25 protein-coding genes are annotated in these 25,854 nt (G+C 41.0%); all 25 read left to right on the top strand.

From position 1 onward, the window contains the following. The first annotated feature begins 11 nt into the window (after positions 1-11). The 25 genes from flhA to AC1ECF_RS04845 all read left to right on the top strand — a co-directional run bounded on the left by flhA (position 12) and on the right by AC1ECF_RS04845 (position 25,850). Positions 12-2,045 (top strand): flagellar biosynthesis protein FlhA, encoded by a 2,034-nt coding sequence (gene flhA / locus AC1ECF_RS04725; protein ID WP_480388250.1) that lies wholly within the window; start codon positions 12-14, stop codon positions 2,043-2,045. Continuing rightward, positions 2,042-3,142 carry a flagellar biosynthesis protein FlhF gene (locus AC1ECF_RS04730; protein WP_480388251.1) on the top strand — a complete coding sequence of 367 codons (1,101 nt, stop codon included), beginning with the start codon at positions 2,042-2,044 and terminating at the stop codon, positions 3,140-3,142. Before flhA ends, AC1ECF_RS04730 begins: the two co-directional genes overlap by 4 nt. Then, the gene (locus AC1ECF_RS04735) at positions 3,139-3,999 is read left to right on the top strand and encodes a MinD/ParA family protein (protein ID WP_480388252.1); all 861 of its coding nucleotides are present in this window, start codon (positions 3,139-3,141) and stop codon (positions 3,997-3,999) included. The genes AC1ECF_RS04730 and AC1ECF_RS04735 overlap by 4 nt, the downstream gene beginning before the upstream one ends. Positions 4,000-4,052: 53 nt before the next feature. Continuing rightward, positions 4,053-5,081 (top strand): protein-glutamate methylesterase/protein-glutamine glutaminase, encoded by a 1,029-nt coding sequence (locus AC1ECF_RS04740; protein WP_480388417.1) that lies wholly within the window; start codon positions 4,053-4,055, stop codon positions 5,079-5,081. A 12-nt stretch (positions 5,082-5,093) separates the two neighbouring features. Next, positions 5,094-7,136, top strand: coding sequence for a chemotaxis protein CheW (locus tag AC1ECF_RS04745; RefSeq protein ID WP_480388253.1), 2,043 nt, complete (start codon positions 5,094-5,096; stop codon positions 7,134-7,136). A gap of 16 nt (positions 7,137-7,152) precedes the next feature. Further along, positions 7,153-7,608: a chemotaxis protein CheW gene (locus tag AC1ECF_RS04750; RefSeq protein ID WP_480388254.1), complete on the top strand. Its 456-nt coding sequence runs from the start codon at positions 7,153-7,155 to the stop codon at positions 7,606-7,608. Beyond that, the gene (locus AC1ECF_RS04755) at positions 7,598-8,239 is read left to right on the top strand and encodes a chemotaxis protein CheC (protein ID WP_480388255.1); all 642 of its coding nucleotides are present in this window, start codon (positions 7,598-7,600) and stop codon (positions 8,237-8,239) included. The genes AC1ECF_RS04750 and AC1ECF_RS04755 overlap by 11 nt, the downstream gene beginning before the upstream one ends. Position 8,240: 1 nt before the next feature. Continuing rightward, positions 8,241-8,747, top strand: a complete 507-nt coding sequence (locus AC1ECF_RS04760; protein ID WP_480388256.1) for a chemotaxis protein CheD — start codon at positions 8,241-8,243, stop codon at positions 8,745-8,747. A gap of 1 nt (position 8,748) precedes the next feature. Continuing rightward, on the top strand, positions 8,749-9,039 hold the full coding sequence (locus AC1ECF_RS04765) for a hypothetical protein (RefSeq protein ID WP_480388257.1): 291 nt from the start codon (positions 8,749-8,751) through the stop codon (positions 9,037-9,039). A 413-nt stretch (positions 9,040-9,452) separates the two neighbouring features. Beyond that, positions 9,453-10,226 carry a FliA/WhiG family RNA polymerase sigma factor gene (locus AC1ECF_RS04770; protein WP_480388258.1) on the top strand — a complete coding sequence of 258 codons (774 nt, stop codon included), beginning with the start codon at positions 9,453-9,455 and terminating at the stop codon, positions 10,224-10,226. 11 nt (positions 10,227-10,237) lie between these two features. Then, on the top strand, positions 10,238-10,534 hold the full coding sequence (locus AC1ECF_RS04775; RefSeq protein ID WP_480388259.1) for an RNA polymerase subunit sigma: 297 nt from the start codon (positions 10,238-10,240) through the stop codon (positions 10,532-10,534). A gap of 12 nt (positions 10,535-10,546) precedes the next feature. Beyond that, on the top strand, positions 10,547-11,014 hold the full coding sequence (locus tag AC1ECF_RS04780) for a DUF6115 domain-containing protein (protein WP_480388260.1): 468 nt from the start codon (positions 10,547-10,549) through the stop codon (positions 11,012-11,014). 146 nt (positions 11,015-11,160) lie between these two features. Further along, complete coding sequence (gene rpsB, locus AC1ECF_RS04785; RefSeq protein ID WP_480388261.1) at positions 11,161-11,880, top strand: 30S ribosomal protein S2; 720 nt, start codon at positions 11,161-11,163, stop codon at positions 11,878-11,880. 88 nt (positions 11,881-11,968) lie between these two features. Next, entirely contained in the window at positions 11,969-12,853 is an 885-nt protein-coding gene (gene tsf, locus AC1ECF_RS04790) for a translation elongation factor Ts (RefSeq protein WP_480388262.1), read from the top strand. Positions 12,854-12,956: 103 nt separating this feature from the next. Beyond that, on the top strand, positions 12,957-13,682 hold the full coding sequence (gene pyrH / locus AC1ECF_RS04795) for a UMP kinase (protein ID WP_480388263.1): 726 nt from the start codon (positions 12,957-12,959) through the stop codon (positions 13,680-13,682). After that, positions 13,682-14,239, top strand: coding sequence for a ribosome recycling factor (gene frr / locus AC1ECF_RS04800; protein ID WP_480388264.1), 558 nt, complete (start codon positions 13,682-13,684; stop codon positions 14,237-14,239). Before pyrH ends, frr begins: the two co-directional genes overlap by 1 nt. A gap of 214 nt (positions 14,240-14,453) precedes the next feature. Further along, positions 14,454-15,248, top strand: a complete 795-nt coding sequence (locus AC1ECF_RS04805; protein ID WP_480388265.1) for an isoprenyl transferase — start codon at positions 14,454-14,456, stop codon at positions 15,246-15,248. Further along, positions 15,245-16,039 (top strand): phosphatidate cytidylyltransferase, encoded by a 795-nt coding sequence (locus AC1ECF_RS04810; protein WP_480388266.1) that lies wholly within the window; start codon positions 15,245-15,247, stop codon positions 16,037-16,039. The genes AC1ECF_RS04805 and AC1ECF_RS04810 overlap by 4 nt, the downstream gene beginning before the upstream one ends. Before the next feature lie 17 nt (positions 16,040-16,056). Continuing rightward, complete coding sequence (locus AC1ECF_RS04815; protein WP_480388267.1) at positions 16,057-17,205, top strand: 1-deoxy-D-xylulose-5-phosphate reductoisomerase; 1,149 nt, start codon at positions 16,057-16,059, stop codon at positions 17,203-17,205. A gap of 35 nt (positions 17,206-17,240) precedes the next feature. Then, complete coding sequence (rseP, locus tag AC1ECF_RS04820) at positions 17,241-18,503, top strand: RIP metalloprotease RseP (protein ID WP_480388268.1); 1,263 nt, start codon at positions 17,241-17,243, stop codon at positions 18,501-18,503. Between the two features lie 576 nt (positions 18,504-19,079). Next, positions 19,080-23,390 (top strand): PolC-type DNA polymerase III, encoded by a 4,311-nt coding sequence (locus AC1ECF_RS04825; RefSeq protein WP_480388269.1) that lies wholly within the window; start codon positions 19,080-19,082, stop codon positions 23,388-23,390. A gap of 206 nt (positions 23,391-23,596) precedes the next feature. Next, entirely contained in the window at positions 23,597-24,076 is a 480-nt protein-coding gene (gene rimP / locus AC1ECF_RS04830) for a ribosome maturation factor RimP (protein WP_480388270.1), read from the top strand. A 22-nt stretch (positions 24,077-24,098) separates the two neighbouring features. Next, positions 24,099-25,229, top strand: coding sequence for a transcription termination factor NusA (nusA, locus tag AC1ECF_RS04835; protein WP_480388271.1), 1,131 nt, complete (start codon positions 24,099-24,101; stop codon positions 25,227-25,229). Between the two features lie 25 nt (positions 25,230-25,254). Continuing rightward, positions 25,255-25,533 carry an RNase P modulator RnpM gene (rnpM, locus tag AC1ECF_RS04840; protein WP_480388272.1) on the top strand — a complete coding sequence of 93 codons (279 nt, stop codon included), beginning with the start codon at positions 25,255-25,257 and terminating at the stop codon, positions 25,531-25,533. Next, positions 25,530-25,850 carry a YlxQ family RNA-binding protein gene (locus AC1ECF_RS04845; RefSeq protein WP_480388273.1) on the top strand — a complete coding sequence of 107 codons (321 nt, stop codon included), beginning with the start codon at positions 25,530-25,532 and terminating at the stop codon, positions 25,848-25,850. Before rnpM ends, AC1ECF_RS04845 begins: the two co-directional genes overlap by 4 nt. The last annotated feature ends 4 nt before the right edge of the window (positions 25,851-25,854 follow it).

The following is a 25,854-nucleotide window of genomic DNA, read 5'->3' on the forward strand; positions in this document are numbered from 1 at the left end:
GGTGGAAGGTAATGCAAATCCGCGATATAGCTGTTTTAGCTGGTGTCATATCTATAGTGGCAATGCTGGTTATCCCACTTCCACATTGGTTATTGAGCTTCTTAATTATTGTCAATATTACCATTGCGCTGCTCATTCTTATGACGGCAATGAATATGAAGGAAGCGCTTGAGTTTTCTGTGTTTCCACCTTTGTTACTAATCGTTACCTTGTTTCGTTTAGGATTAAATGTTTCTACTACTCGTGCAATTCTTTCGGAAGGAGATGCGGGAAAAGTTGTAGAGACATTTGGTACATTCGTAACCGGTGGCAATATCGTAGTAGGTTTAGTAGTATTTGCGATTTTAGTTATTATCCAGTTTCTAGTTATTACAAAAGGTTCAGAGCGTGTTTCTGAGGTAGCTGCACGATTTACATTAGATGCAATGCCAGGGAAACAAATGAGTATAGACGCTGACTTGAACGCCGGAATGATTTCGGAGCGAGAAGCTAGAGAGCGACGAGAGAAAGTAAGTAGAGAAGCCGATTTCTATGGTGCGATGGATGGGGCGACAAAGTTCGTAAAAGGAGATGCAATCGCCGGTATTATTATGGTGCTGATCAATCTTATCGCTGGAATGATCATTGGTGTTGTCCAAATGGGCATGCCATTTGCCGAAGCTGCTGTGCAATTCTCTACGTTGACTGTAGGAGATGGCTTGGTATCTCAAATACCAGCACTTTTAATTTCTACTGCAACGGGTATCGTAGTAACAAGAGCTGCGTCAGAAGGAAACCTAGGTAGTGATATTACTGGACAGCTTCTTTCGCAACCGAAATTATTGTACGTAGGTGCTGTTACGATTGCTCTTTTAGGTGTCGTTACTCCAATCGGTATAATCCTTACTTTCCCGATAGCTATCGCTTTAGCGGTAGGGGCTTATATGATGGGCAAAAACAGTAAGCAGGATCCTATAGAGCTGGAAGAGTTTGAAGAAGAGGCTGCAACAGACAACATGAAGAGTCCTGAAAATGTGATTAATTTATTAAATGTAGATCCGATAGAATTTGAGTTTGGCTATGGATTAATTCCGTTAGTGGATACAGCACAAGGCGGAGATTTGCTGGATAGAGTAGTAATGATTCGAAGACAGCTTGCATTGGAGCTGGGAATTGTCATCCCGGTCGTTCGAATTAGAGATAATATTCAGCTACAGCCAAATGAGTACCGCATTAAGATAAAAGGCAATGAAATGGCAAGGGGAGAGCTGCTGCTTGATCATTATCTAGCGATGAGCCCTGGCGATGATGATACGATTGAAGGAATTGATACCATTGAGCCTTCCTTCGGGCTTCCTGCGAAGTGGATAACGGAATCTGTCAAAGAGGATGCAGAAATACTAGGATACACAGTGGTAGATCCTCCTAGTGTTGTATCGACCCATATGACTGAAATTATTCGAAATAATGCACACGATTTACTGGGAAGACAAGAAACGAAGCAGCTGATAGATCATATTCGAGAAAGCTCCCCTATCCTTGTGGATGAGCTGACACCGACGCCTCTATCAATTGGAGAGATTCAAAAGGTACTCGGCAATCTGTTAAGGGAGCGTGTATCTATTCGAAATCTACCTATTATATTTGAAACATTGGCAGATTACTCGAAGCTGACTTCCGACGTAGATGTATTAACAGAATATACTAGACAGTCACTTGCAAAGCAGATTACAACACAATATGCAATCAATGGCTCTGTTTTAAAGGTGTTAACTGTATCAGGTCGCGTTGAAAAATTAGTTGCAGACAGTATCCAGCAAACAGAGCACGGAAATTACTTGTCCATTGACCCAAATGATTCTCAAGTAATCTTAGAATCAATGGCTAGAGAAATAGAGCGAGTGTCTCTCATGGAGCAGTCTCCAATTGTTCTATGCTCTCCAGCAGTTCGGATGTATATCAGGCAAATGACGGAGAGATATTTTCCACAGGTTCCAATTCTCTCCTACAATGAATTGGAAAATTCCATTGAAGTACAAAGCGTTGGGGTGGTGAATGTAGATTGAAAATGAAAAAATTTGTAGCTGCTAGCCTTCCGGAGGCGATGAAGCTAATCCGTAAGGAACTTGGAGACGACGCCATTATAATGAGTCAAAAGGCTATTTATTCCAAAGGGTTTTTAGGCATGTTTAAGAAAAAGTCAATTGAAGTGGTAGCTGGGATGGATACACAGCAGGATTTTTATAAGCCTTCTGGGGAGCCATTACCTTCCCCCCCACAGCAAACATCGGATGGCTCTTTGGAAATAAAAAAAGAGCTGGAAGATCTTAAAATTATGCTTAAATCCATTCAAAGACCCTCTTTTGAACAGCAGTATCCACAGGAAATGAAGAACCTTATTCATTACTTGAAGGAGCAGGAGTTAGCAGAAGAGCTTATCACAACAGTTAGTGATGAGCTTTTTGTGCTTTCCAAAAAGCAAGAGCTCTCTTTTCAGGAGCTTGCAGCTGGAGTAGAAAGAATCTTACTTCAGCAGCTCGCAGATCTTTCCTTCGGTGGCATTACGTATCAAAAGAAATATATTAACGTTCTAGGTCCGACCGGTGTAGGGAAGACGACCACTATAGCCAAAATAGCGGCTAGAGCTGTATTAGAGAAAAAGAAAAAGATTGGCTTTATCACTACGGATACTTATCGTATCGCGGCCATCGAACAGCTTAAAACTTATGCCGGTCTTCTACAAGCTCCAATCGAAATCATTTACAACGAAGCTGACCTGAAAGCAGCAACTGAAAAGTTCGCACATTTGGACATTGTCTTTGTCGATACTGCTGGCCGTAATTATAAGGAACAAAAATTTGTGGAGGACCTTGAGTCTCTCGTAGATGTTAAGCATGATTCGGAAACCTTTTTAGTGCTGTCCTCCACCTCTAAAGAAAGAGATATGGAGAGTATTATCAAGCAATTTCAGCATTTTCCAATTGAAAAGCTGATTTTTACAAAACTAGATGAAACAAATTCTGTTGGCTCCCTAATCAATTTAATGGTTAAATATAAGAAAGGACTTGCTTACTATACAGATGGTCAAGAAGTCCCGGAGGATATTGGGGATGGAACCCCTAAAAAAGTAATAGATATGTTGTTGAAGGGGCTGCAATCATGAGAGATCAAGCGGAAGAATTAAGATTACGCATGCTTCGTAATGAAAGCAGACTTGGTCGTTCTATTGCAGTTGTCAGTGGAAAAGGGGGCGTAGGGAAAAGTAACTTTTCTACAAACTTCACTACAACCCTTAGTAGCCTCGGAAAAAAAGTAGTATTAATCGACATGGATATTGGAATGGGAAATATCCACATCCTTCTAGGGAAAACAGCTCCTAAAAACTTAAGGGATTATTTGGTGGGAATGTGTTCTTTAGAGCAAGTGATGTATGAGGGACCGAATCATCTCCAATATATTTCTGGAGGGTCTGGTTTAAATGGTGTAATGGATTGGACAGAGGATATGTTCCATCGGTTGATCGAAGCCTTTGAATACCTTCAACGAAACTATGACTATATTTTATTTGACATGGGGGCAGGTGCTACCCCTCAAACATTAGATTTGCTAGTAGCAGTGGATGACATCATCGTATTAACAACTGCCGAACCTACTTCAATCACAGATGCCTATTCGATGATGAAATTTATCTACCATAAAGATGCAGATAAACATTTCTACTTACTTTGTAATCGGGCTTTCTCGAAGGAAGAGGGAAGAGAAACAGTGGCTAGACTGCAGCTTGCGATGGAAAGATTCTTATCAAAAGAGATTACCATTCTCGGCTCTTTGCCAGAGGATTCACACGTGAGAAAAGCTGTCCAGCAGCAGGTACCATTTTCTATTGCTTTTCCACATGCAGAGATAACAAAAGCGCTAAATGGAATAGTCAGCAAATTCACCGATGTTCAAATGGAAGAAGAGTATCCAAAGCAAAGCAAATTTATCACACGGTTAAGAAGCTTATTTGGAAGGTCGTGAGAACATTGAATGCTAGGAAGAAAAAGCTATTAATAGTAGATGACTCCGCATTTATGCGAAAGCTTATCGGTGATTTTTTTAAAGGAAATGACCTGGTAGAGGTTGTAGGTATCGCCAGAAATGGAAGGGACGCAATCCAAAAGATCAAGCTATGGAAACCAGATGTAGTGACGATGGATGTTGAAATGCCAGAGATGGATGGGATTGAGGCAGTACGTCAAATTATGGCCATCACTCCAGTCCCTGTGGTCATGCTTTCCAGTACGACTAGCAGGGGGACAGAAAATACGCTTAGGGCTATAGAAGTTGGTGCAATAGACTTCGTGGCAAAGCCGAGTGGGACCATTTCGCTTGATTTGGAAAAAATAAAAGATGAGCTAGTGGAAAAAGTGATTCACGCGGCGAATGTATCCATTCAAAAGGTGAAGAAACCGGTATCGCTTTCGAAACCAACAGAGAAGCCTACACTTCCAAATCCAATCAAATCTAGTGGGTGGAATAAAAGTAGCAAGAAGCTCGTACTGATTGGAACTTCTACAGGGGGTCCCAGGGCTCTTCAAGAGGTTCTGTGTAGACTTCCAAGCACTATCCAAGCACCTATTTTAATTGTCCAACATATGCCGGCAGGCTTTACGAAATCGTTGGCAACCAGACTAAATCAGCTGTCTGATATGGAGGTTAAGGAAGCAGAGCAAGGGGACATTTTATCCGACGGGCATGTATATATTGCACCAGGTGGCTACCATATGAAAGTTCGAAAGATGGGTCCTACCTTCACTATCGAGCTTGATAACCAGGAACCTCCTCGTGGTGGACATCGCCCATCAGTAGATGTGTTATTTGAGAATGTTAGTAAGCTTCATGACTTTAATAAAATTGCTGTCATCATGACGGGGATGGGCTCTGACGGCTCCAAGGGCCTTGTCCAATTAAACGAGCACGGTAACGTTGTTGCAATAGCAGAGTCCGCAAATACTGCAATCGTTTACGGAATGCCCAAGGCGGCAGTAGAAACGCAGCTAGTAAATGAAGTAGTAGATTTAGAAAGAATCGCAAATTCAATTATTCAATATTTGCCTTGAAGGGGTGTCAAAATGGATACAAATCAATATTTAGAGATGTTCATTGATGAGAGTAAAGAGCATTTGCAAGCGTGTAATGAGAATTTATTAGAACTAGAAAAAAATCCGGCAGATATTTCCATCGTGAATGAAATTTTTCGTTCTGCACATACCCTAAAGGGAATGTCCGCGACGATGGGCTATGAGGATATTGCAAACCTAACTCATAAACTCGAGAACGTCTTAGATGAAATAAGGAACTTGCGATTAGAGGTTACAACGGAGCTGTTAGATGTCGTATTTGTGGCAGTGGATCAGCTGGAGGAAATGGTTTTGGACATTGCAGGCGGTGGGGACGGCAAGCTAGATGTGGAGGAAACAGTTAAACAGCTGCATCTAATCGAGAGCGGAGAAGCAGTGCCAGCAGCAGCTACTATCGTGGAAGAAGCACCTGCGAAAAGCAACATAGTCTCTAATTGGTTAACCTACGACGATTATGAGTTGACGGTCATACAACAATCAGGTGAGCAAAGCTTCTATACATATGAAATAGCCGTGACGCTTCGAGATGATTGCCTACTTAAGGCTGCTCGGGTTTACATGGTATTCGAGCTGCTAGAAAAAATGGGAGAGGTCATCAAATCTTCTCCGCCGGTTGAAAGGCTCGAGAATGAGGACTTTGACAATCAATTCTTTGTAGCCTTCGTTACAACAGAAACGAAGGAGAACCTGCAGCAAAAGCTGTTAAAAGTTTCGGAAGTAACAGAGGTGTTCGTATTAGAGGTGACCTTGGATCAGCTGAAGCTTCGTCAAAACGAGGAATTATTGAAGAAAGAAATAGAACAACAAGATGCACAGGCAGTGGAAGCAGATCAGAATGTGGTGAAAAAGGAAGATAGATCCTCTTCTAGGACTGTTTCGGCGGCAGCAAGTAAAACAATCCGAGTGAATATTGAACGCTTAGATATCCTTATGAATTTATTTGAGGAATTAGTCATCGACAGAGGTCGTCTACAATCTATATCCAACAACCTAAAGGATAGTGAGTTAGATGAAACGGTAGAAAGAATGGCAAGAATCACTGGTGATCTACAAAACATTATTTTAAACATGCGAATGGTACCAGTAGATACTGTGTTTAATCGATTCCCTAAAATGGTTCGACAGCTTGCCCGTGATTTGAATAAAAAAATTAACCTGCAGATTATTGGGGCAGAGACAGAGCTAGATCGCACAGTGATTGATGAAATTGGCGACCCGCTTGTCCACTTAATTCGTAACTCCTTAGATCATGGTATTGAAAGCCCAGAGGTTCGGAAGGCAAATGGAAAACCAGAAGAAGGAACGGTTGTCTTAAGAGCTTATCATAGTGGCAATCATGTCTTCATTGAAATTGAAGATGACGGAGCTGGGATTAATAGGGAGAGAGTATTAAAAAAAGCCATTGCCAAAAATATCATCAAAGCGGATACGGCGGCGTCGTTATCGGACAAACAAGTAGCAGAGCTGATCATGTCCTCCGGGTTCTCTACTGCTGAGGTTATTTCAGATGTTTCTGGCCGAGGAGTAGGGCTAGATGTGGTAAAGACTACCATTGAATCTCTTGGTGGTACGATGGACATTTCCTCCACAGAAGGAAAAGGCTCGCTATTCTCTATTCAGCTGCCATTAACTCTATCCATTATTTCTGTCATGCTCGTGGAAATTGGAGAGGAAATTTATGCTGTTCCATTGTCTTCTATTATTGAAACCGCAATTATACGTAAATCTGATATCTTAAATGGACATAATCAGAAGGTAATAGATTTTAGAGGGAAGGTAGTGCCACTAGTCTATTTGGAGGAGGTATTAGAAGTACCAAATGCCAAGGAGGAGGATCAATTCCTCTCTGTCGTGTTAGTTCGAAAAGGAGATAAGATGGCTGGTTTGGTGGTAGACTCCTTTATTGGTCAGCAAGAGGTCGTTTTAAAATCACTCGGTGGTTACTTATCCAGTGTCTTTGCTATATCTGGAGCAACGATTTTAGGTAACGGAAAAGTGGCACTTATTATCGACTGTAACGCATTAATTAAGTAGAGAGGAGGTATAAAGCATGACACAGACTACAAGTACAGAAAGTAAGAAGTTTGTTGTTTTCCAGCTAGCAGATAATGAGTACGTTGTTCCGGTAAGCCAAGTGCAGGGGATCGAAAAAATGATGGACATCACCAGAGTTCCAAACACACCTTCCCATGTAATGGGAGTTGTCAATCTCCGAGGGGTGGTAACGCCAATCATTGATCTGAAAATACTGCTAGGCTTAGAGAAAAGTAAAATTACAGAGGCAACTCGAATTATCATCATCTCATCGGAGGAAAAGAATGTTGGGTTGATTGTAGATGCTGCTAACGATGTGTTAGATATACCCGATGAATTGATTGAACCACAGCCTGAGGTCGTTGGTGGTGTAGAACAAGCCTTCATCGCTGGTGTAACTAAAATAGAAAAACGGTTATTGATTCATTTACATTTACCCACTATTTTGCATGTGAATGGAAATGGTGAATAAGATGTACGAGAACAACATTACCTCCATGCATCTAGACATTTTAAAGGAGATTGGCAATATTGGTGCGGCCCACGCCGCTACTGCACTTTCCACTTTATTGAATAAGAGAATTGAGATGAACGTTCCAAAGGTTGAAATGGTATCGTTTGATCATATGATGGAGCTAGCCGGTGGGCCAGAGAGCGTGGTTGCGGGTATCTACCTACGTATTGAAGGAGATGTAAAGGGAAGCATGTTTTTTGTCCTGCCTGTCGAACAGGCTAGCAGGTTTATACAAAAGCTAGTACAGGACGACACGATTGACTTTCAAACAGGTGCTGTTTCGGAAATCGCAGCATCTGCTTTACAGGAGCTAGGTAATATTCTTTCTGGCTCCTATCTTTCAGCACTCTCTGATTTTACCTCCTTACATATTTTTCCGACTGTCCCTGCTTTAAGTGTGGACATGGTAGGGGCCATCATCAGCTTTGGCCTGGTGGAGATATCACATGTTAGTGATTCTGTTATCGTCATCAATACCACAATAAGTGATGAAGAGGCATTCACTGGAGAAACTGTAACAGGGCACTTTTTCTTACTGCCGGAGCCTGATTCCTTTCATACAATCTTTCAGGCATTGGGAGTCGATTAACATGGGAAATCAAGAGCTTACCGGTCAAGTGGTAAAAGTCGGGATAGCGGACATGAAAGTGATCCAAGCCCCTGATACCATCAGAACCTCCGGACTTGGATCTTGTGTTGGTGTAGTGTTGTATGAGGAAAGACTAAAAATTGCCGGAATGGTTCACGTAATGTTGCCTGAATCCAGTCTTGGAAGAACGGAAAACTTGAATCATGCAAAGTTTGCGGATACAGGAATTCCTGCACTTATTGATTTATTAAAGCAAAAAGGTGTTATTCCTATTCGCTTAAAGGCGAAGATTGCTGGAGGCGCTCAAATGTTTTCCTTTTCCTCCAGCAGTGAGACGATGAGAATTGGTCCAAGGAATGTAGAAGCGGTAAAAGTGCAACTTAAAATACATTCCATCCCTCTAATCGCGGAGGACACGGGGGGAAATAGCGGGCGAACGATTGAATTCGACCCTGCAAAGGGATTCTTACATATACGAACTGTCAATCAGGGAGTGAGAGAAATATAACATGGTAGGTTCAATACTTTCTAATTTTTGGGCGGCTTTATTCGCTTTTACTATTTATTTTCTTAGCTGTTACCCATTTACTGCCGGTCTAGGAATACTTACGACTGCCTTTGTTGTTGCCATTGTTGTCTTTTTTCTTACCTTTTTGGTAAGAGGAATTCTATCTTTTATTCTAGAGGATAAAAATGAAACTACAGAACAAGCAGGAGAAAAGATGCAGAGTAACCCAGTTAATGAGGAAATAACATCAGAAGAATATGCGAAAGCTATTAAAAATATGTTGAACGAGTAGCAGAGGAAGGGAGAGTCGCCGCGTTCGACCTCCCTTTTTCGTATATAAATTGGTATAATAATGATATCGAGTAAGAAAAATAGTTTATCACCAAAAGCTGGGGATGATCTATAAGAAATGTTTGATTGAAGTGTCGGCTGGCGACTCCTAGGGGATTAGCGAATTTATTTGCGACGAAAGCGAAGCGACAGGAGCAAATATCTTCTGCGACAGGAGCACCCGTGCGGAAAATCCAATTGTTTCGGAAGCATCCGAAACAAGATGGAAAACTAAGAACGGCACATCGTGTGCCAACGTTTTCCTGAACAACATCCTGTTGTCCCGAAGCCGCGCCCCCAGGAAAGCGTCTAGCCAGAACGGAAATCAACCCCAAGTTATGGGGAAAACCAGGAAAATGCGAAAGGAGGATAATTGTGTCAAAACAACATTCGGCAGAAGAGCAGCTCTTGTGGAAAAAATGGAGTGAAAGCAAGGACCCTCAAGCTGGAGATTTGCTTCTGAGAAAATACACTCCCCTTGTTACTTATCATGTCCAACGTATCGGTGCTAGCATTCCACAAAGCATTTCAAGAGAAGAGCTAAAAAGCTTAGGGATGATGGGGCTCTTTGATGCGCTAAATAAGTTTGATCAATCGAGAGACTTAAAATTTGATACGTATGCCTCTTTTCGGGTTAGAGGAGCAATTATAGATGGTTTAAGAAAAGAGGACTGGCTGCCAAGGTCATCGAGAGAGAAAGCAAAACGATTAGAAGGAAAAATTGAAGCGCTAGAGCAAAAACTGATGAGACATGCAACTCCAGAGGAAATAGCGGAATATACTCAAATGCCGGTAGAGGATGTCTATCAAACTGTACAAGAAAACTTCTTTTCAAACGTCTTATCGATGGACGAGCAGCTACAGGATAATGAAGAGACTGATAGTAAATCCTTTGTTATCCGAGATGATAATCAGAGAACACCTGAGCAGCATCTAGTGAAGCGAGAGCTCCTGCACGATTTAGCTGAACAGATCCAACATTTAAACGAAAAAGAGCAGTTAGTTCTAAGTTTGTTTTATACGGAGGAGCTAACACTTACCGTAATTGGAGAAATGCTTGGCTTATCTACTTCTCGAATTTCTCAAATTCACTCCAAGGCACTGTTTAAGCTGCGAAAATTATTAGCTTCAGAAATGCTGAATTCTTAGGAGGCGGAAGTATGAGCTTAAAAGGAGTAGAATTACAAATCGCCATTCCCAAAACATTTGATGCAGGGAAGGTAGCTGAGCAGTTGCAGCAGCAAAGCACTATTAGTCAGGCACATGCACAGGAAGCGACGGAGAGACAGCTAGAGCGAAACCGAGAAACGGTTCTTCAATCAAGCGAAACCTCGAAGTTTAAGGATTCAGATCCTAGAAAGCAACAAAATGGCCAGCAGCAACGAAACAAAAAAAAGCAACAACCAAAGAACTCTAAGCATCCCTTTAAGGGGAACTTTGTAGATTTTAATGGATAGGAGCAGCTTATAATGACCATCATGCTAGTGTTTTTATTTATCCTACAAATAATCAGCTTCTATTTCATCGCATTGCTATATACAAAGCTATCTAAGTTCCAAGATTTTGAAAGAAAACAAGAGAGTATGATGAACAATCTAGAAAACTCCATTAGTGCTTATTTAGCAGAGATGAAGGATGAAAATGATCGGTTATTGGCTGAGCTGAATAGGGATGCAAAAAGTCAATCTCCAAAGAGAACTATAGATTCGCAAAGTAATCATGAAACAAAGCAACCTCTTCCTAAAACCTATGTTTCTAAGCAGCTAGCTGCTTCTACTTACACTCAAATGAAGCAGACACCTAAAATGGCGGAGCCTGAAACAACGCAAGAAAAGGTTCTTTATTATCAGGATAAAGGAATGTCGATTGATGAAATAGCGAAACTCCTGCAGATTGGGAAAACGGAAGTAGAGCTTTTCCTGAAATTTAGGGAATAAATAGTTGAAAGTATAAAAAAGGTATGGTATAGTACAATACGGTATGAATATACACGCATTTCTGATGGAGTTGGTAGGTGCTCTCTGGAGTAGCCGACGAAAAATGATGAATGCGGAAGACTAAACCAAAATCAGGAGGAAATATCATGTCAGTAATCTCTATGAAACAATTACTTGAGGCTGGTGTACACTTTGGTCACCAAACTCGCCGTTGGAACCCAAAAATGAAAAAATACATTTTTGTTGAGCGTAACGGAATCTACATCATCGACCTAGCAAAAACAGTGAAGAAATTAGAAGAAGCTTATGACTTCATGCGTCAAGTTGGCGAAGATGGTGGGAAAGTTCTATTTGTTGGAACGAAAAAACAAGCGCAAGAAGCGATCAAAGAAGAAGCTGAGCGTTCTGGTAACTACTACATCAACCAACGTTGGTTAGGTGGTACTTTAACTAACTTCGGAACAATCCAAAAGCGTGTAGCACGCTTAAAAGCGATTGAAAAAATGGAAGAAGATGGAACTTTCTCTGTACTTCCTAAAAAAGAAGTAGTACAACTTAAAAAAGAGCACGAGCGTCTAGTTAAATTCTTAGGCGGTATCCGTGACATGAAAGCTATTCCAGATGTTATGTTCGTTGTAGACCCACGTAAAGAGCGTATTGCAGTTGCGGAAGCTCGCAAATTGAACATCCCTATCGTAGGAATCGTTGATACAAACTGTGATCCAGATGAAATCGACTATGTAATCCCTGCAAACGACGATGCAATCCGTGCGGTTAAATTATTAACAGCTAAAATGGCGGATGCATTACTTGAAGCAAGACAAGGTGAAGACGAAGTAGCTCCAGCTGAAGTTGCTGCTGAGTAAGACATGTAAGTACAGGTGATAAGCGGACCAACCACTTATCACCTTTTTTTGAGAAATGGATATTAAATGTTCTAGGAGGAATTTTATAATGGCAGTTACAGCACAAATGGTAAAAGAATTACGTGAAAAAACTGGCGCAGGAATGATGGATTGCAAAAAAGCACTTGTTGAAACAAACGGTGATTTAGAAGCAGCAATCGACTTTTTACGTGAAAAAGGATTATCTTCAGCAGCTAAAAAAGCTGACCGTATTGCGGCAGAAGGTACTACTTTCATTCAAGTAGAAGGAAACAAAGCAGTATTATTAGAAATGAATGCTGAAACAGACTTTGTTGCGAAAAACGAAGCATTCCAAGAGCTAGTGAAAAAAGTTGCTACTCACCTATTAGCAACTGAGCCAGCTTCAGTTGAAGAAGCATTAGCTTCTACAATCGAAGAAGGTACTACTGTAGATAACTTAATTTCTAATGCTGTAGCGAAAATTGGAGAAAAAATTACTCTTCGTCGTTTTGTTATTGAAACAAAAACTGATGCAGATGCATTCGGACCATACCTACACATGGGTGGACGCATTGGAGTATTAACAGTGCTTGAAGGTTCTACAGACGAGCAGGCTGCGAAAGATGTTGCAATGCATATCGCTGCTTTAAACCCAACTTACATCACTCGTGATGAAGTTTCTGCTGAAGAAGTAGAGCGTGAGCGTAAAGTGTTAACTGAACAAGCATTAAACGAAGGTAAGCCAGAAAACATCGTTGCGAAAATGGTAGAAGGCCGCCTTGGTAAATATTTCGAAGAAGTGTGCTTATTAGATCAATCTTTCGTTAAAAACCCTGACCAAAAAGTACGTGCATTTGTTGAGTCAACTGGTGGTAAACTAGTATCATTCACTCGCTATGCTGTAGGTGAAGGTATTGAAAAACGTGAAGATAACTTTGCTGAAGAAGTAATGAACCAAGTTAAAGGTAACTAATAATTAAAGGGAACTAAGGAATTAGTTATCCGGATATAAAGTAATCACTAGGGAGCACTATTTTGTGTTCCCTATTTTTCAAGAAAAGAGATGGAGGATACCTATGAGCACACCACAATACAATAGAATCGTTTTAAAGCTAAGTGGCGAAGCGTTAGCGGGAGAAAAAGGCTTCGGACTTTCTCCTCAAATCATTAAATCCGTTGCAGAACAAGTGAAGGAAGTAGTAGAGCTTGGAGTGGAAGTAGCGGTAGTCGTAGGTGGAGGCAACATCTGGCGCGGAAAGATTGGCAGCGAAATGGGCATGGACCGAGCAACAGCTGACTATATGGGCATGCTTGCCACCGTTATGAATTCCTTGGCACTTCAAGATTCTTTGGAGAAATTAGGGATTGAGACGAGAGTTCAATCTTCTATTGAAATGAGACAGGTAGCAGAGCCATACATAAGACGAAAAGCTATCCGTCACTTAGAAAAGAAACGAGTTGTAATCTTTGCAGCAGGAACAGGAAATCCTTACTTCTCTACTGATACTACAGCAGCACTTCGTGCAGCAGAGATTGAAGCGGATGTCATTCTGATGGCAAAAAACAACGTAGACGGTGTATATTCAGCTGATCCAAAAACAGATAAGAACGCAGTAAAGTATGACGAGCTATCCTTTATTGAGGTTATTCAACAAGGACTGCAAGTAATGGACTCAACTGCTTCCACGTTATGTATGGACAATGATATTGCACTTATTGTATTCTCTATTATGGAAAAAGGTAATATAAAAAGGGCTGTTATTGGGGAATCAATCGGAACAGTCGTGAGGAGGAATTCATAATGCCGAAACAAGTATTGGAGCAAACAAAAGAAAAAATGGCCAAAACGATTCAGGTGTATACGAGAGAGCTTGCCTCTATTAGAGCTGGGCGTGCAAGTGCCTCTTTACTCGATAAGATTACCGTTGATTATTATGGTGCGCCGACACCTATCAACCAAATGGCTGGTATTTCAGTTCCAGAAGCAAGACTTCTAGTAATTCAGCCTTATGATAAAACAATTCTAGGGGATATCGAAAAAGCAATCATGAAGTCGGATCTTGGAATTACACCGACAAATGATGGCTCTGTCATTCGTATCGCAATCCCTGCTTTAACAGAAGAGCGCCGTAAGGACTTAGTGAAGCAAGTGAAAAAAGAGGCGGAAGAAGCGAAAGTAAACATCCGCAACATTCGTCGTGATGCAAATGATGATTTGAAAAAGCTTGAAAAAGCTGGAGAAATCACAGAGGACGAGTTAAGAGGATACACAGAAGATGTTCAAAAGCTGACTGATACAAATATTGAAAAAATCGATTCCATTACAAAGGATAAAGAAAAAGAAATCCTAGACGTATAAGTATAACCTGCGAAAAGACTTTTACTGATATATTTCATCAGCTGAAGAATGACAGGCCCTGCTAAAAGGTATATGATACTAAAAAAGGCTGGCTTGATAATTTGAACCTTTATGTTAAAAAGGCGTCCTTTTGGTAGGACGCCTTTTTATATTTGGTTTATTTTGATATGATAGTTATATATGTCCGGAGAAGGTCTAATGTGGGGGTTAGTATATGCTAAAAAATCTTATTCGTAAAAAAAACAAAACGATAAGTGCACAAATAAAAGAACGGATAGAGAAAGCGCAAAAGGAAGAAATTCCCGAGCATATCGCCATTATTATGGATGGGAATGGAAGATGGGCAAAGAAAAGATCATTGCCTAGAATTGCCGGACATCATGAAGGGATGCAAACGGTACGCAAAATTACACGATTTGCAAACGAAGTAGGAGTAAAAACACTTACTCTCTATGCATTTTCAACGGAAAATTGGAAGAGACCAAGAATGGAAGTAGAATTCCTCATGAGGCTTCCAGAAGAATTTTTAGGTACTTATTTACCTGAGCTCACTGAACTGAATATCCAAGTGAAAATGATGGGAAATATAGAATCGCTACCTGAGCATACAAAAAGAGCGGTATATAAAGCGATGGAGCAAACCTCTAAAAATGATGGGATGACCTTAAATTTTGCTTTAAATTATGGAAGCAGAGACGAAATCGTCCAAGCGGTAAAGCAAATTGCAGATGATGTGAAGGATGGAAAGCTACAATCTGAAACAATCAATGAGGATCTTATTTCCTCTTATTTAATGACAAAGAATCTAAAAGATCCTGACTTGTTAATTAGAACAAGCGGGGAGGTTCGTTTAAGTAACTTTATGCTGTGGCAGCTTGCGTATACAGAGTTTTGCTTCACGGATACACTGTGGCCAGACTTTGACGAAGAAAGCTTAATGGATGCCATTGAAAGCTACCAAAAGAGACAACGAAGATATGGTGGTCTTAAGGGGGAAGAAATTAATTGAAGACAAGAATATTGACTGGTGCAGCCGCAATAGCTGTTTTTCTCCCAGTCGTCCTACTTGGTGGGCCCGTGTTTACGGTCTTTACTTATTTGATCGCTTCGATAGGGTTATATGAAGTACTGAGAATGAAGGGGATCAAGGTCGTTTCTTTTCCTAGTCTCGTTTCATTCTTATTGTTATTTCTGTTATTACTGCCAAGTTCATTAGCAGATAATTTATATGAGCTAACTACCCATACAAAAATGGAATGGCTATTTGTTGCTGTTTTCCTGGTTCTTATTTATACAGTGTTAAAGAAAAATCACTTCCACTTTGATGATGCTTCCTATATCATCCTTGGGACACTGTATGTAGGAATTGGCTTTTATTATTTCATAGAAACAAGAATAGAAGGAGGACTAGCATACGTAATTTATGCACTCCTAATTGTATGGACAACCGACTCTGGTGCTTATTTTACAGGTAGAAAGCTTGGGAAACGGAAGCTTTGGCCGGAAATATCTCCAAACAAAACAGTGGAGGGCTTTTTCGGCGGAATTATTTGGGCGCTAATCACTGCCTTAATTTTTCAGTGGATTCACCCTTTAACAGATTCTTATCTAATGTTAATAGTGGTGACAGTCGTTGCCTCTGTATTTGGTCAGCTAGGAGATTTGGTTGAATCAGCGATTAAAAGACATTACCATGTGAAGGATTCAGGGAAGCTATTACCTGGTCACGGTGGTATATTAGATAGATTTGATAGTCTTCTTTTCGTGATACCATTACTAAACTTTTTACATTTCATTTAAGGAGACGACATTATTTCATGAGTAAAAGAATAAGCTTATTAGGAGCAACAGGTTCTATTGGGCTCCAAACACTTGATATACTAAAGGATCACCGCGAGAGCTTTCAGCTAGTCTCTTTTTCTGCTGGGAGAAATATCGAAGAAACAAGAAGAATCTTGCGTGAGTTTTCAGTAGAGCTTGCCTCTGTTCAAGAAGAAGAGGATGCTCGTACTCTACAAAAAGAGTTTCCGAACGTTGAAATCGTATTTGGTTCACAGGGCCTAATTGATGTAGCTGCACATACCAATGCAGATATTCTAGTCAATGCTGTCTTAGGCAGTGTTGGACTTAAGCCTACGCTAGAAGCTATTAAAAAAGGAATCACGATTGCTATTGCGAATAAAGAGACATTGGTGACTGCCGGTCATTTAGTCATGCAGGCCGCAAAGGAGCACCAAGTTCCGATTCTTCCAGTAGATAGTGAGCATTCTGCGTTATTCCAAGCGTTGAATGGAGAAAATAAATCGGAGATAGCAAAGCTTATTATTACCGCTTCCGGTGGCAGCTTCCGTGATAAAACAAGAGCAGAGCTGCAGCATGTTACGGTCAAGGATGCGCTAAATCATCCAAACTGGTCCATGGGCTCCAAAATTACGATTGATTCTGCAACTATGATGAATAAAGGCTTAGAGGTAATTGAAGCGCATGTGTTATTCGATATAGATTATGATGATATCGAGGTGCTTCTACATAGAGAAAGCATCATTCACTCTATGATTGAATTCCAAGACACTAGTGTAATTGCACAGCTGGGAACACCAGATATGCGCGTGCCGATTCAGTATGCACTTTCTTATCCAAAGCGTTTAGACAGACCAAATGCCACACGCTTAAACTTAGCGGAGATTGGAAAGCTTCATTTCGAAAAGATGGATTACAATCGTTACTATGCGTTAAAGCTAGCAATTGATGCTGGACGAGCTGGTGGAACGATGACGACAGTGTTAAATGCGGCGAACGAAGCAGCGGTAGGTCTATTCCTTCAAGAAAAGATAAAGTTCCTAGAAATAGACGAGCTAATTGAAAAAGCGATGCAAGAGCATCAAATAATCCAGAATCCTGATTTAGACACAATCTTGCATGTTGATCAGGAAACAAGAAGAAGAATTTATGATATAGTGAACTGAGAAATTACTGAGTTGATTAAAAAAGGTGGGGTAAAATGGAAACGGCCATTGCGTTTATTGTTATCTTTGGAAGCATTGTCTTCTTTCATGAACTAGGCCATTTTATTTTTGCAAAAAGGGCCGGAATTATGGTTCGAGAATTTGCAATTGGATTTGGACCTAAGATTTTTGGTATGACAAAAGGGGAAACCTTATATACGATTCGACTTTTACCATTAGGTGGATATGTAAGAATGGCTGGCGAGGATTTGGATAGTATAGAGCTTCAGCCAGGATATCGTATTGGGATTCACGTGAATCAAGATAATGAAATTGACCAAATCGTATTGAATCAGAACAAGCAATTTCCTGATATGCTATTCCTAGAAGTAGAAAAATCTGATTTGATGAAGGAAATGTTCATCGAGGGATATGATGAAGAGGAACGATTTGTTCGATATACGGTAGCTAGAAATGCAGTCATTTTGGAAAATGGAAATAAAACAATTATTGCACCATACGATCGCCAATTTGGCTCAAAAACAGTCGGTCAAAGATCTCTAGCTATTTTTGCTGGCCCTCTTTTCAATTTTATCTTAGCCTTTTTCATTTTTGTTTTATTAGGATTATTCCAAGGGATTCCAACGATGGAGCCCGTTATTACAGAAGTGCTGGAAAACAGTCCTGCAGAAAAGGCTGGCATGCAGTCAGGCGATTTAGTCACTTCCATAAATGGTCAAGCGATCACTTCTTGGGAAGAGCTATCAGAAACCATTCGTGTCAGTGCTAATCAGCAAGTAGACTTTACAGTGGAGCGAGATGGACAAGCGTATGACTTGACCATTACACCTGCTGAGGTAGAGGTTGACAAAGAAAAGGTTGGCCAGATTGGTGTACAATATACTAGCCCAGTAGAAAAAAATCCGATTAAAGCAGTAGCTTTCGGTGCTGAGCAGACGTACGAATGGACAGTAAGGATTTTCACTGTACTAGGTACATTAATCACTGGTAACTTTTCTATAGATGACCTAGCAGGACCGGTAGGAATTTACCAAGCGACTGATAAAGTAGCTAGCTTTGGGATATTCAGTCTAATGGCTTGGGCAGCAGCACTAAGTATCAACTTAGGAATCATGAATCTGCTCCCACTACCAGCATTAGACGGCGGTCGTCTTCTGTTCTTCTTATTTGAAGCACTTAGAGGAAAACCAATAGACAAGCAAAAAGAAGGAATGGTTCACTTCGTAGGCATCATGCTCCTAATGATCCTGATGGTAGTAGTGACCTGGAACGACATCCAGCGATTCTTCTTCCAGTAACAATTTGAACGATGGGAGCCAGCTATAGGACAAGGGTTGATTTCCGTTCTGGCTGGACGCTTTCCTGGGGGCGCGGCTACAACTAAATTGTTTCGGATGCTTCCGAAACAATTGGATTTTCCGCACGCGCTTTATCCCCTAGGAGTCGCCAGCCGACACTCCAATCAACTATTTCTTATAAGGCAATCCCAAGTTTTTGGTGATGAACCAAAATTAAATTTATTCATATCGAATCACTTGCTATTTAAAGGATGGAAAAACTAAGAACGTCACATCGTGTGACAACGATTTCCTGACCAACATCCTGTTGGCCTCCACTCCAAGCGTCCGCCAGGAAGCGACTTTAATGTAACATAGGAGTAATCTATAAGAAGGTTACCTAATAAATTAGGTTCACCATAAATCACTTTATTTCTGATAATCACTGGTTAAGCGAAAGCTAACTGGATGAACTACTACTTTTTGAGTATATATTTTGCGCCTCACGAATGATAAAATTACTAGTAAAAAATAGTATAGGAAGGAAAGTTCATTCCAGAACTTTCCTTTCTTTTTCTGTACAAGGGAGGGAATCACATGCAGGACGGTAAAATGAGAATGCAGCTACTACTGCAACAGCTAGAACTCACAGAAGACGCAGTAGTGCAATACTTTGAAAACGCCTCAATTACAAGGTTTACAGTACATAAAAAGCAAAGGCAATGGCATTTTCAACTGAACTTAGCCTCCATACTTCCAATTGACGTATATACCCTGTTTCATTCCAGACTACAAGAAAAATTTGCAGGAATCGCAAATGTCCTTGTAAACATACAATGTGAAAATACAACCCTGACCGACAGCCTAATCAAAGACTACTGGCCAAAGGTAATCAATGAACTAAGCGATATGGCTCCTCCTCTGCGAGAGCGCCTTCTAGGGCAAATGCCAGAGTGGAACGGACAAACCATCCAGCTAACCTGTGCCCAAGAGCTAGAACAGCGAGCATTCAAGAAAAAATATGTTGAGCACTTATCTAGCATCTATGAAAGCTTTGGTTTTCCGAAAATGGGCTTTGACTTCAAATTAGTAGAGGATACACAAGCGCTAGCGGAAGCGCATCAAGCATTCTTGGAACAAAGAAGACGGGAAGAGGAAGAATTAGGAAAGAAAGCATTGGTAGATTTGCAGAAACGTGAGCAAAAACAAGAATCACAGGAATCTACAATCGATGGTCCTTTCCAGCTTGGTGTCCCATTGAAAAAAGAAGAGCCAATCGTGGAAATCCGTACGATACAAGACGAAGAACGTCGTGTGACAATAGAGGGCTACGTGTTCGATGTAGAGGTAAAAGAGCTTCGTAGTGGTCGTTCTCTGCTTACTGCAAAGGTGACGGACTACACAGACTCTATCCTCGTGAAGATGTTCTCACGAGACAAAGAAGATGCTCAAATGATGGAAAAACTGAAAAAAGGTATGTGGATCAAGGTAAGAGGATCTGTACAAAACGATACGTTTGTGCGTGACTTGATTATCATGGCGCAGGACATGTCTGAGATAAATCCTGTCGTAAGACATGACACAGCAGTAGAGAAGCGAGTGGAATTGCATCTTCATACGCCGATGAGTCAAATGGATGCAGTATCCTCTGTATCATCACTTGTGTCGCAGGCTGCCAAATGGGGGCATAAGGCAATCGCCATCACGGACCATGCCAATGTGCAGTCCTTCCCAGAAGCATACGCGGCAGGGAAAAAGAATGGGATTAAAATCTTATATGGACTAGAAGCAAACTTGATCCATGACGGTGTTCCGATTGCTTACGATGAACAGCATTTAGCATTAGAGGATGCTACTTATATTGTCTTTGACGTGGAAACGACTGGGCTTTCTGCAACTTATGACAAAATTATAGAACTTGCTGCAGTGAAAATGCATCAAGGCGCCATCATCGACAAATTTGAGCGGTTTGCGAATCCACATCATCCTCTATCGGCTACTACGATTGAATTAACGGGGATTACCGATGATATGGTCCGCAATGCACCAGAAATTGAGGATGTAATCCGTGAATTCCATGAGTTCATCGGAGACGGAATTGTGGTTGCCCACAATGCTTCCTTTGATATGGGCTTCTTATACGAGGGATATCGTAGAAGTGGAGTCAATCATTTTGATCATCCGGTTATTGACACGTTAGAGCTCGCAAGATTTTTACATCCGGAGCTGAAAAATCATCGTCTAGGTTCTTTGGCGAAAAAATTCAACATCGAGCTTACCCAAGCACACCGTGCGATCTATGACTGTGAGGCAACTGGATACTTGCTCCAGCATTTATTAAAAGAAGCAGAAGAAAAGAATATTCATTTCCATGATGATTTTAATAAGCATATTGGAGAAGGGGATGCCTATAAAAGGGCAAGACCGTCTCATTGTACAATATTGGCTGTGAACGATGAAGGGCTAAAAAATCTATTTAAATTAGTGTCACTTTCTCATATATCTACCTTTTATCGTGTGCCTCGTATTAAGCGCTCAGATTTGCAGAAGCATCGAAAAGGGTTGATTGTTGGGTCAGGCTGTGACCGAGGAGAGGTTTTTGAAGGACTTATGCAAAAGCCGCTAGAGCAAGTGGAAGAGATTGCGAAGTTCTATGACTACCTGGAAGTACATCCGAAAGAGGTTTATGCACACCTGATTGAGCTGGAATTGGTTCGAGATGAATGGAACCTGGAGGATATCATCCGTAAGATGGTGAAGCTTGGGAAGAAACTGAATATCCCAGTAGCTGCTACAGGGAACGTGCATTATCTTCACGAGAATGATGGAATCTATCGTAAGATTCTCATTAACTCTCAAGGAGGAGCAAATCCACTTAACAGACACAGTCTGCCAAAGGTTCATTTCCGAACAACCAATGAAATGCTAGATGCGTTCTCCTTCCTAGGAGATGAAATCGCACAAGAAATCGTCGTAACCAATACGAATAAGATTGCGGATATGATCGAGGATATCAAGCCGATTAAGGATGATTTGTATACGCCTAAAATTGAAGGTGCAGATGATGAGGTTAGACAGCTGACCTATACAAAGGCAAAAGAAATCTATGGGGAAGAGCTTCCTGAAATAGTAGAAGCGCGTATTGAAAAAGAATTGACCTCGATTATTGGACACGGCTTTGCGGTAATTTATTTAATTTCCCATAAGCTTGTGAAAAAATCATTGGATGATGGCTACCTAGTAGGATCTCGTGGTTCTGTTGGTTCTTCTCTTGTGGCGACCCTGATGGAAATTACAGAGGTAAATCCATTGCCGCCGCATTACATTTGTCCGAGCTGTAAGGATTCGATTTTCTTCCATGACGGGTCAGTTGGCTCTGGCTTTGACCTTCCGAATAAAACATGTGAGAAATGTGACGTTCCTTATATCAAGGAAGGACAGGATATTCCTTTCGAAACCTTCCTAGGCTTTAAAGGAGACAAGGTCCCGGATATCGACCTTAACTTTAGTGGAGAATATCAGCCGACTGCCCACAATTATACGAAGGTGCTTTTCGGGGAAGACTATGTGTATAGAGCAGGAACAATTGGTACCGTAGCGGAAAAAACGGCCTATGGATATGTTAGAGGCTATATGAATGATAATAATTTAAACCTTCGCGGAGCAGAAATTGATCGCCTCGTGCAAGGCTGTACAGGGGTAAAACGTACGACTGGACAGCATCCAGGGGGAATCATTGTTGTGCCTGACTATATGGATATCTATGATTTCTCGCCAATCCAATTTCCGGCGGACGCGCAAGATTCTGAATGGAAAACTACCCATTTCGACTTCCATTCTATCCACGATAATCTCTTGAAGCTCGATATTCTGGGACACGATGATCCGACCGTTATTCGTATGCTCCAAGATTTATCTGGTATTGATCCAAAGACCATTCCAGTAGATGACCCAGAGGTAATGAAGATATTCAGCGGTACAGAATCCTTAGGAGTGACGGAGGAGCAGATTAACTGTAAAACTGGTACGCTTGGTATTCCAGAGTTCGGTACACGCTTCGTTCGTCAGATGCTGGAGGAAACAAAGCCATCAACGTTCTCCGAGCTAGTTCAGATCTCAGGACTTTCCCATGGGACGGACGTGTGGCTAGGAAACGCACAGGAATTGATTCAAGATGGAACTTGCCAGCTGTCCGATGTAATCGGCTGTCGTGACGATATTATGGTTTATTTAATTTATCAAGGCCTCGAGCCTTCCTTGGCATTTAAAATTATGGAGTCTGTACGTAAAGGGAAGGGACTGTCTCCCGAGTTTGAAGCAGAGATGAAGTCAAAAGGTGTCCCTAATTGGTATATTGAGTCCTGTAAGAAAATAAAATATATGTTCCCAAAAGCCCATGCGGCTGCATATGTATTGATGGCAGTAAGGATTGCTTATTTTAAAGTACATTATCCGATTCTTTATTATGCTGCGTATTTTACCGTACGTGCTTCGGATTTTGACTTAATTTGTATGATGAACGGCTCACAAACAATTCGTGCGAGACTAGAGGAAATAAATTCGAAGGGTCTTGAAGCATCTCCGAAGGAAAAAAGTTTAGCGACTGTCCTAGAAATAGCTTTAGAAATGTCCGAACGTGGTATAAGAATGCAGAAGGTAGATTTATATAAATCGCAGGCTGCTGAGTTCATCATTGAGGGGAATACATTAATCCCACCTTTTAATGCAATACCAGGACTTGGGACAAACGTAGCGTTTCAAATTACAAAGGCAAGGGAGCAAGGAGAGTTTTTATCGAAAGAAGATCTTCAGCAAAGAGGAAAGGTTTCGAAGACAATCATTGAATACTTAGATTCAATGGGATGCTTGGAAGGACTTCCTGATGCAAACCAATTATCCCTTTTCTAAGCTTGTAATTTGCAAACAATTTTATGGTATGGTAATATAAAACTACCAATGTTTCATAGTTCTGTGGCGAAAGAGTGGGATTTCCCGCTCTTTTCTGTTGTTTGGAAGGAATTATACGGTCACATTCGTAGAAACTAACCATACTTCTACTAAATTGAAGCAATTTGCTCCTCTTTAGCAGGTAAGAGTTACGTAAGGAGGCTTATATGAGTAATATTACTGACAAAATTGAAGAACTAGTACAACCCATTCTTCAAGAAATGAACCTAGAGCTTGTGGATATTGAATATGTAAAAGAGGGCCGCGACTGGTTTTTGAGAGTGTATATTGATACACCACAAGGCAGGATTGATATTGAGCAATGCGCACAAGTTAGTGAGCAATTAAGTGTGAAGCTGGATGAGGAAGACCCTATTAAGGAAAATTACTTCCTTGAGGTGTCATCACCAGGAGCAGAGCGTCCGTTGAAAAAAGAAGCTGACTATGTTGCAGCAGTAGGGAAATATGTATATATCAAAACATATGAGCCAATTAACGGTGCAAAGGAATTTGAAGGAACACTCCTTTCCTATTCAGCAGAGGAGGGCGCACTTTTAGAGGTCCGCATCAAAACAAGAAAAGTAAAAGTAGAGATTGAAAAAGAGAAGATCGCGCTTGCTCGTTTAGCAATCGATTTCTCTGGATAACGTAAATGGAGGAGTGAAAGCTGTGAGTAGTGATTTATTAGATGCGTTGACTGCATTAGAGAAACAAAAGGGAATTTCAAGAGATGTCTTAATAGAGGCTATTGAAGCTGCATTAGTAACTGCTTATAAGAGAAATTTTAACCAAGCACAAAATGTTCGAGTGGACATTAATTTAGATAATGGGTCTATGATCGTCTATTCACGCAAAGACGTAGTAGAGGACGTAGAGGATAGCCGACTTCAAATTTCCCTAGAGGATGCGCACGCAATCAATCCGCATTATGCGATTGGTGATGTAGTGGAAGAAGAGGTAACACCAAGAAACTTTGGGCGTATAGCTGCTCAAACAGCTAAACAAGTAGTGACTCAGCGAGTTCGTGAAGCAGAGCGTGGCTTAATTTATGAAGAATATGTGGATCGTGAAGACGATATTGTCAACGGTATCGTGGAGCGTTTAGATGCTCGTAATATCTATGTTGGACTTGGGAAAGTAGAGGCTGTTCTTCCAGTCAATGAACAGATTCCAACAGAAACATACCGTCCACATGACCGTATTAAGGTGTATATTACAAAAGTAGAACGTACTACTCGTGGTCCACAAGTGTTTGTATCACGTACACATCCTGGTCTTCTTCGTCGTCTTTTCGAAATGGAGGTTCCTGAAATATTTGAGGGAATCGTTGAAATCAAATCAATCGCTCGTGAAGCGGGAGACCGTTCAAAAATATCTGTATATGCTCATAACGAAGAAATCGATCCAGTAGGCTCTTGCGTTGGTGCAAAGGGCGCACGTGTTCAAACAATCGTGAACGAGCTAGGTGGAGAGAAAATCGACATCGTAGAATGGTCAGAGGATCCAGTAGTATTTGTTGCCAATGCTTTAAGCCCATCCAAGGTGCTTGATGTACAGGTAAATGAGGAAGAAAAATCTACAACGGTTGTCGTTCCGGATTATCAGCTGTCCCTTGCAATCGGGAAGCGTGGACAAAATGCAAGGCTTGCTGCTAAGCTAACTGGTTGGAAAATTGATATCAAGAGTGAAACTGATGCTAGAGAGCTGGGTATTTATCCAAACGAAAATTCTCCACAGACAATCATTGAAACATTAGATAACGAGTTGGATGATTTTGATTTCTATAAAGACGAAGAGTAACAAATAAGGAAGGACGGTGAGCTTCATGGCCACTCAAAAGAAAATTCCTTTACGTAAATGTGTTGCTACTGGGGAAATGCTTCCTAAGAAAGAAATGATTCGAGTAGTACGCTCAAAAGAGGGAGAGGTTTCTGTCGACCTAACAGGAAAAAAATCTGGTCGTGGCGCTTATGTTTCAAAGTCAACAGAGGCTGTGAACCAAGCGAAGAAGAAGAACTCTTTGGGCAATCATTTAGAAGCAACCATTCCAAATGAAATCTATGACGAGCTAATTGTCATTATTGAAAGAGAAAAACTAAAATGACAACAGAACAACAAATTATACAGCTACTAGGACTTGCCACTAGAGCTCGCAAGACCATTTCTGGTGAAGAATTGGTCGTGAAAGAAATCAGAAGTAAAAAAGCCAAGCTAGTAATACTAGCCTCGGATGCTTCTGCCAATACGGCAAAAAAATTGAATGATAAATGTGCATCTTTTAACGTTGAGCTGCATGTCTTTGGAGACCGGCACGATCTCGGGCATGCGACGGGAAAAGAGGCCAGAGTGGCGATTGCCATTATGGATGACGGTTTCGCTAAAAAACTGTCCGGCCTTCTCAACGAATTTAACCGGGGGTGAGCTA

The sequence above is a fragment of the Psychrobacillus sp. Z3-81 genome (genome assembly GCF_056620325.1).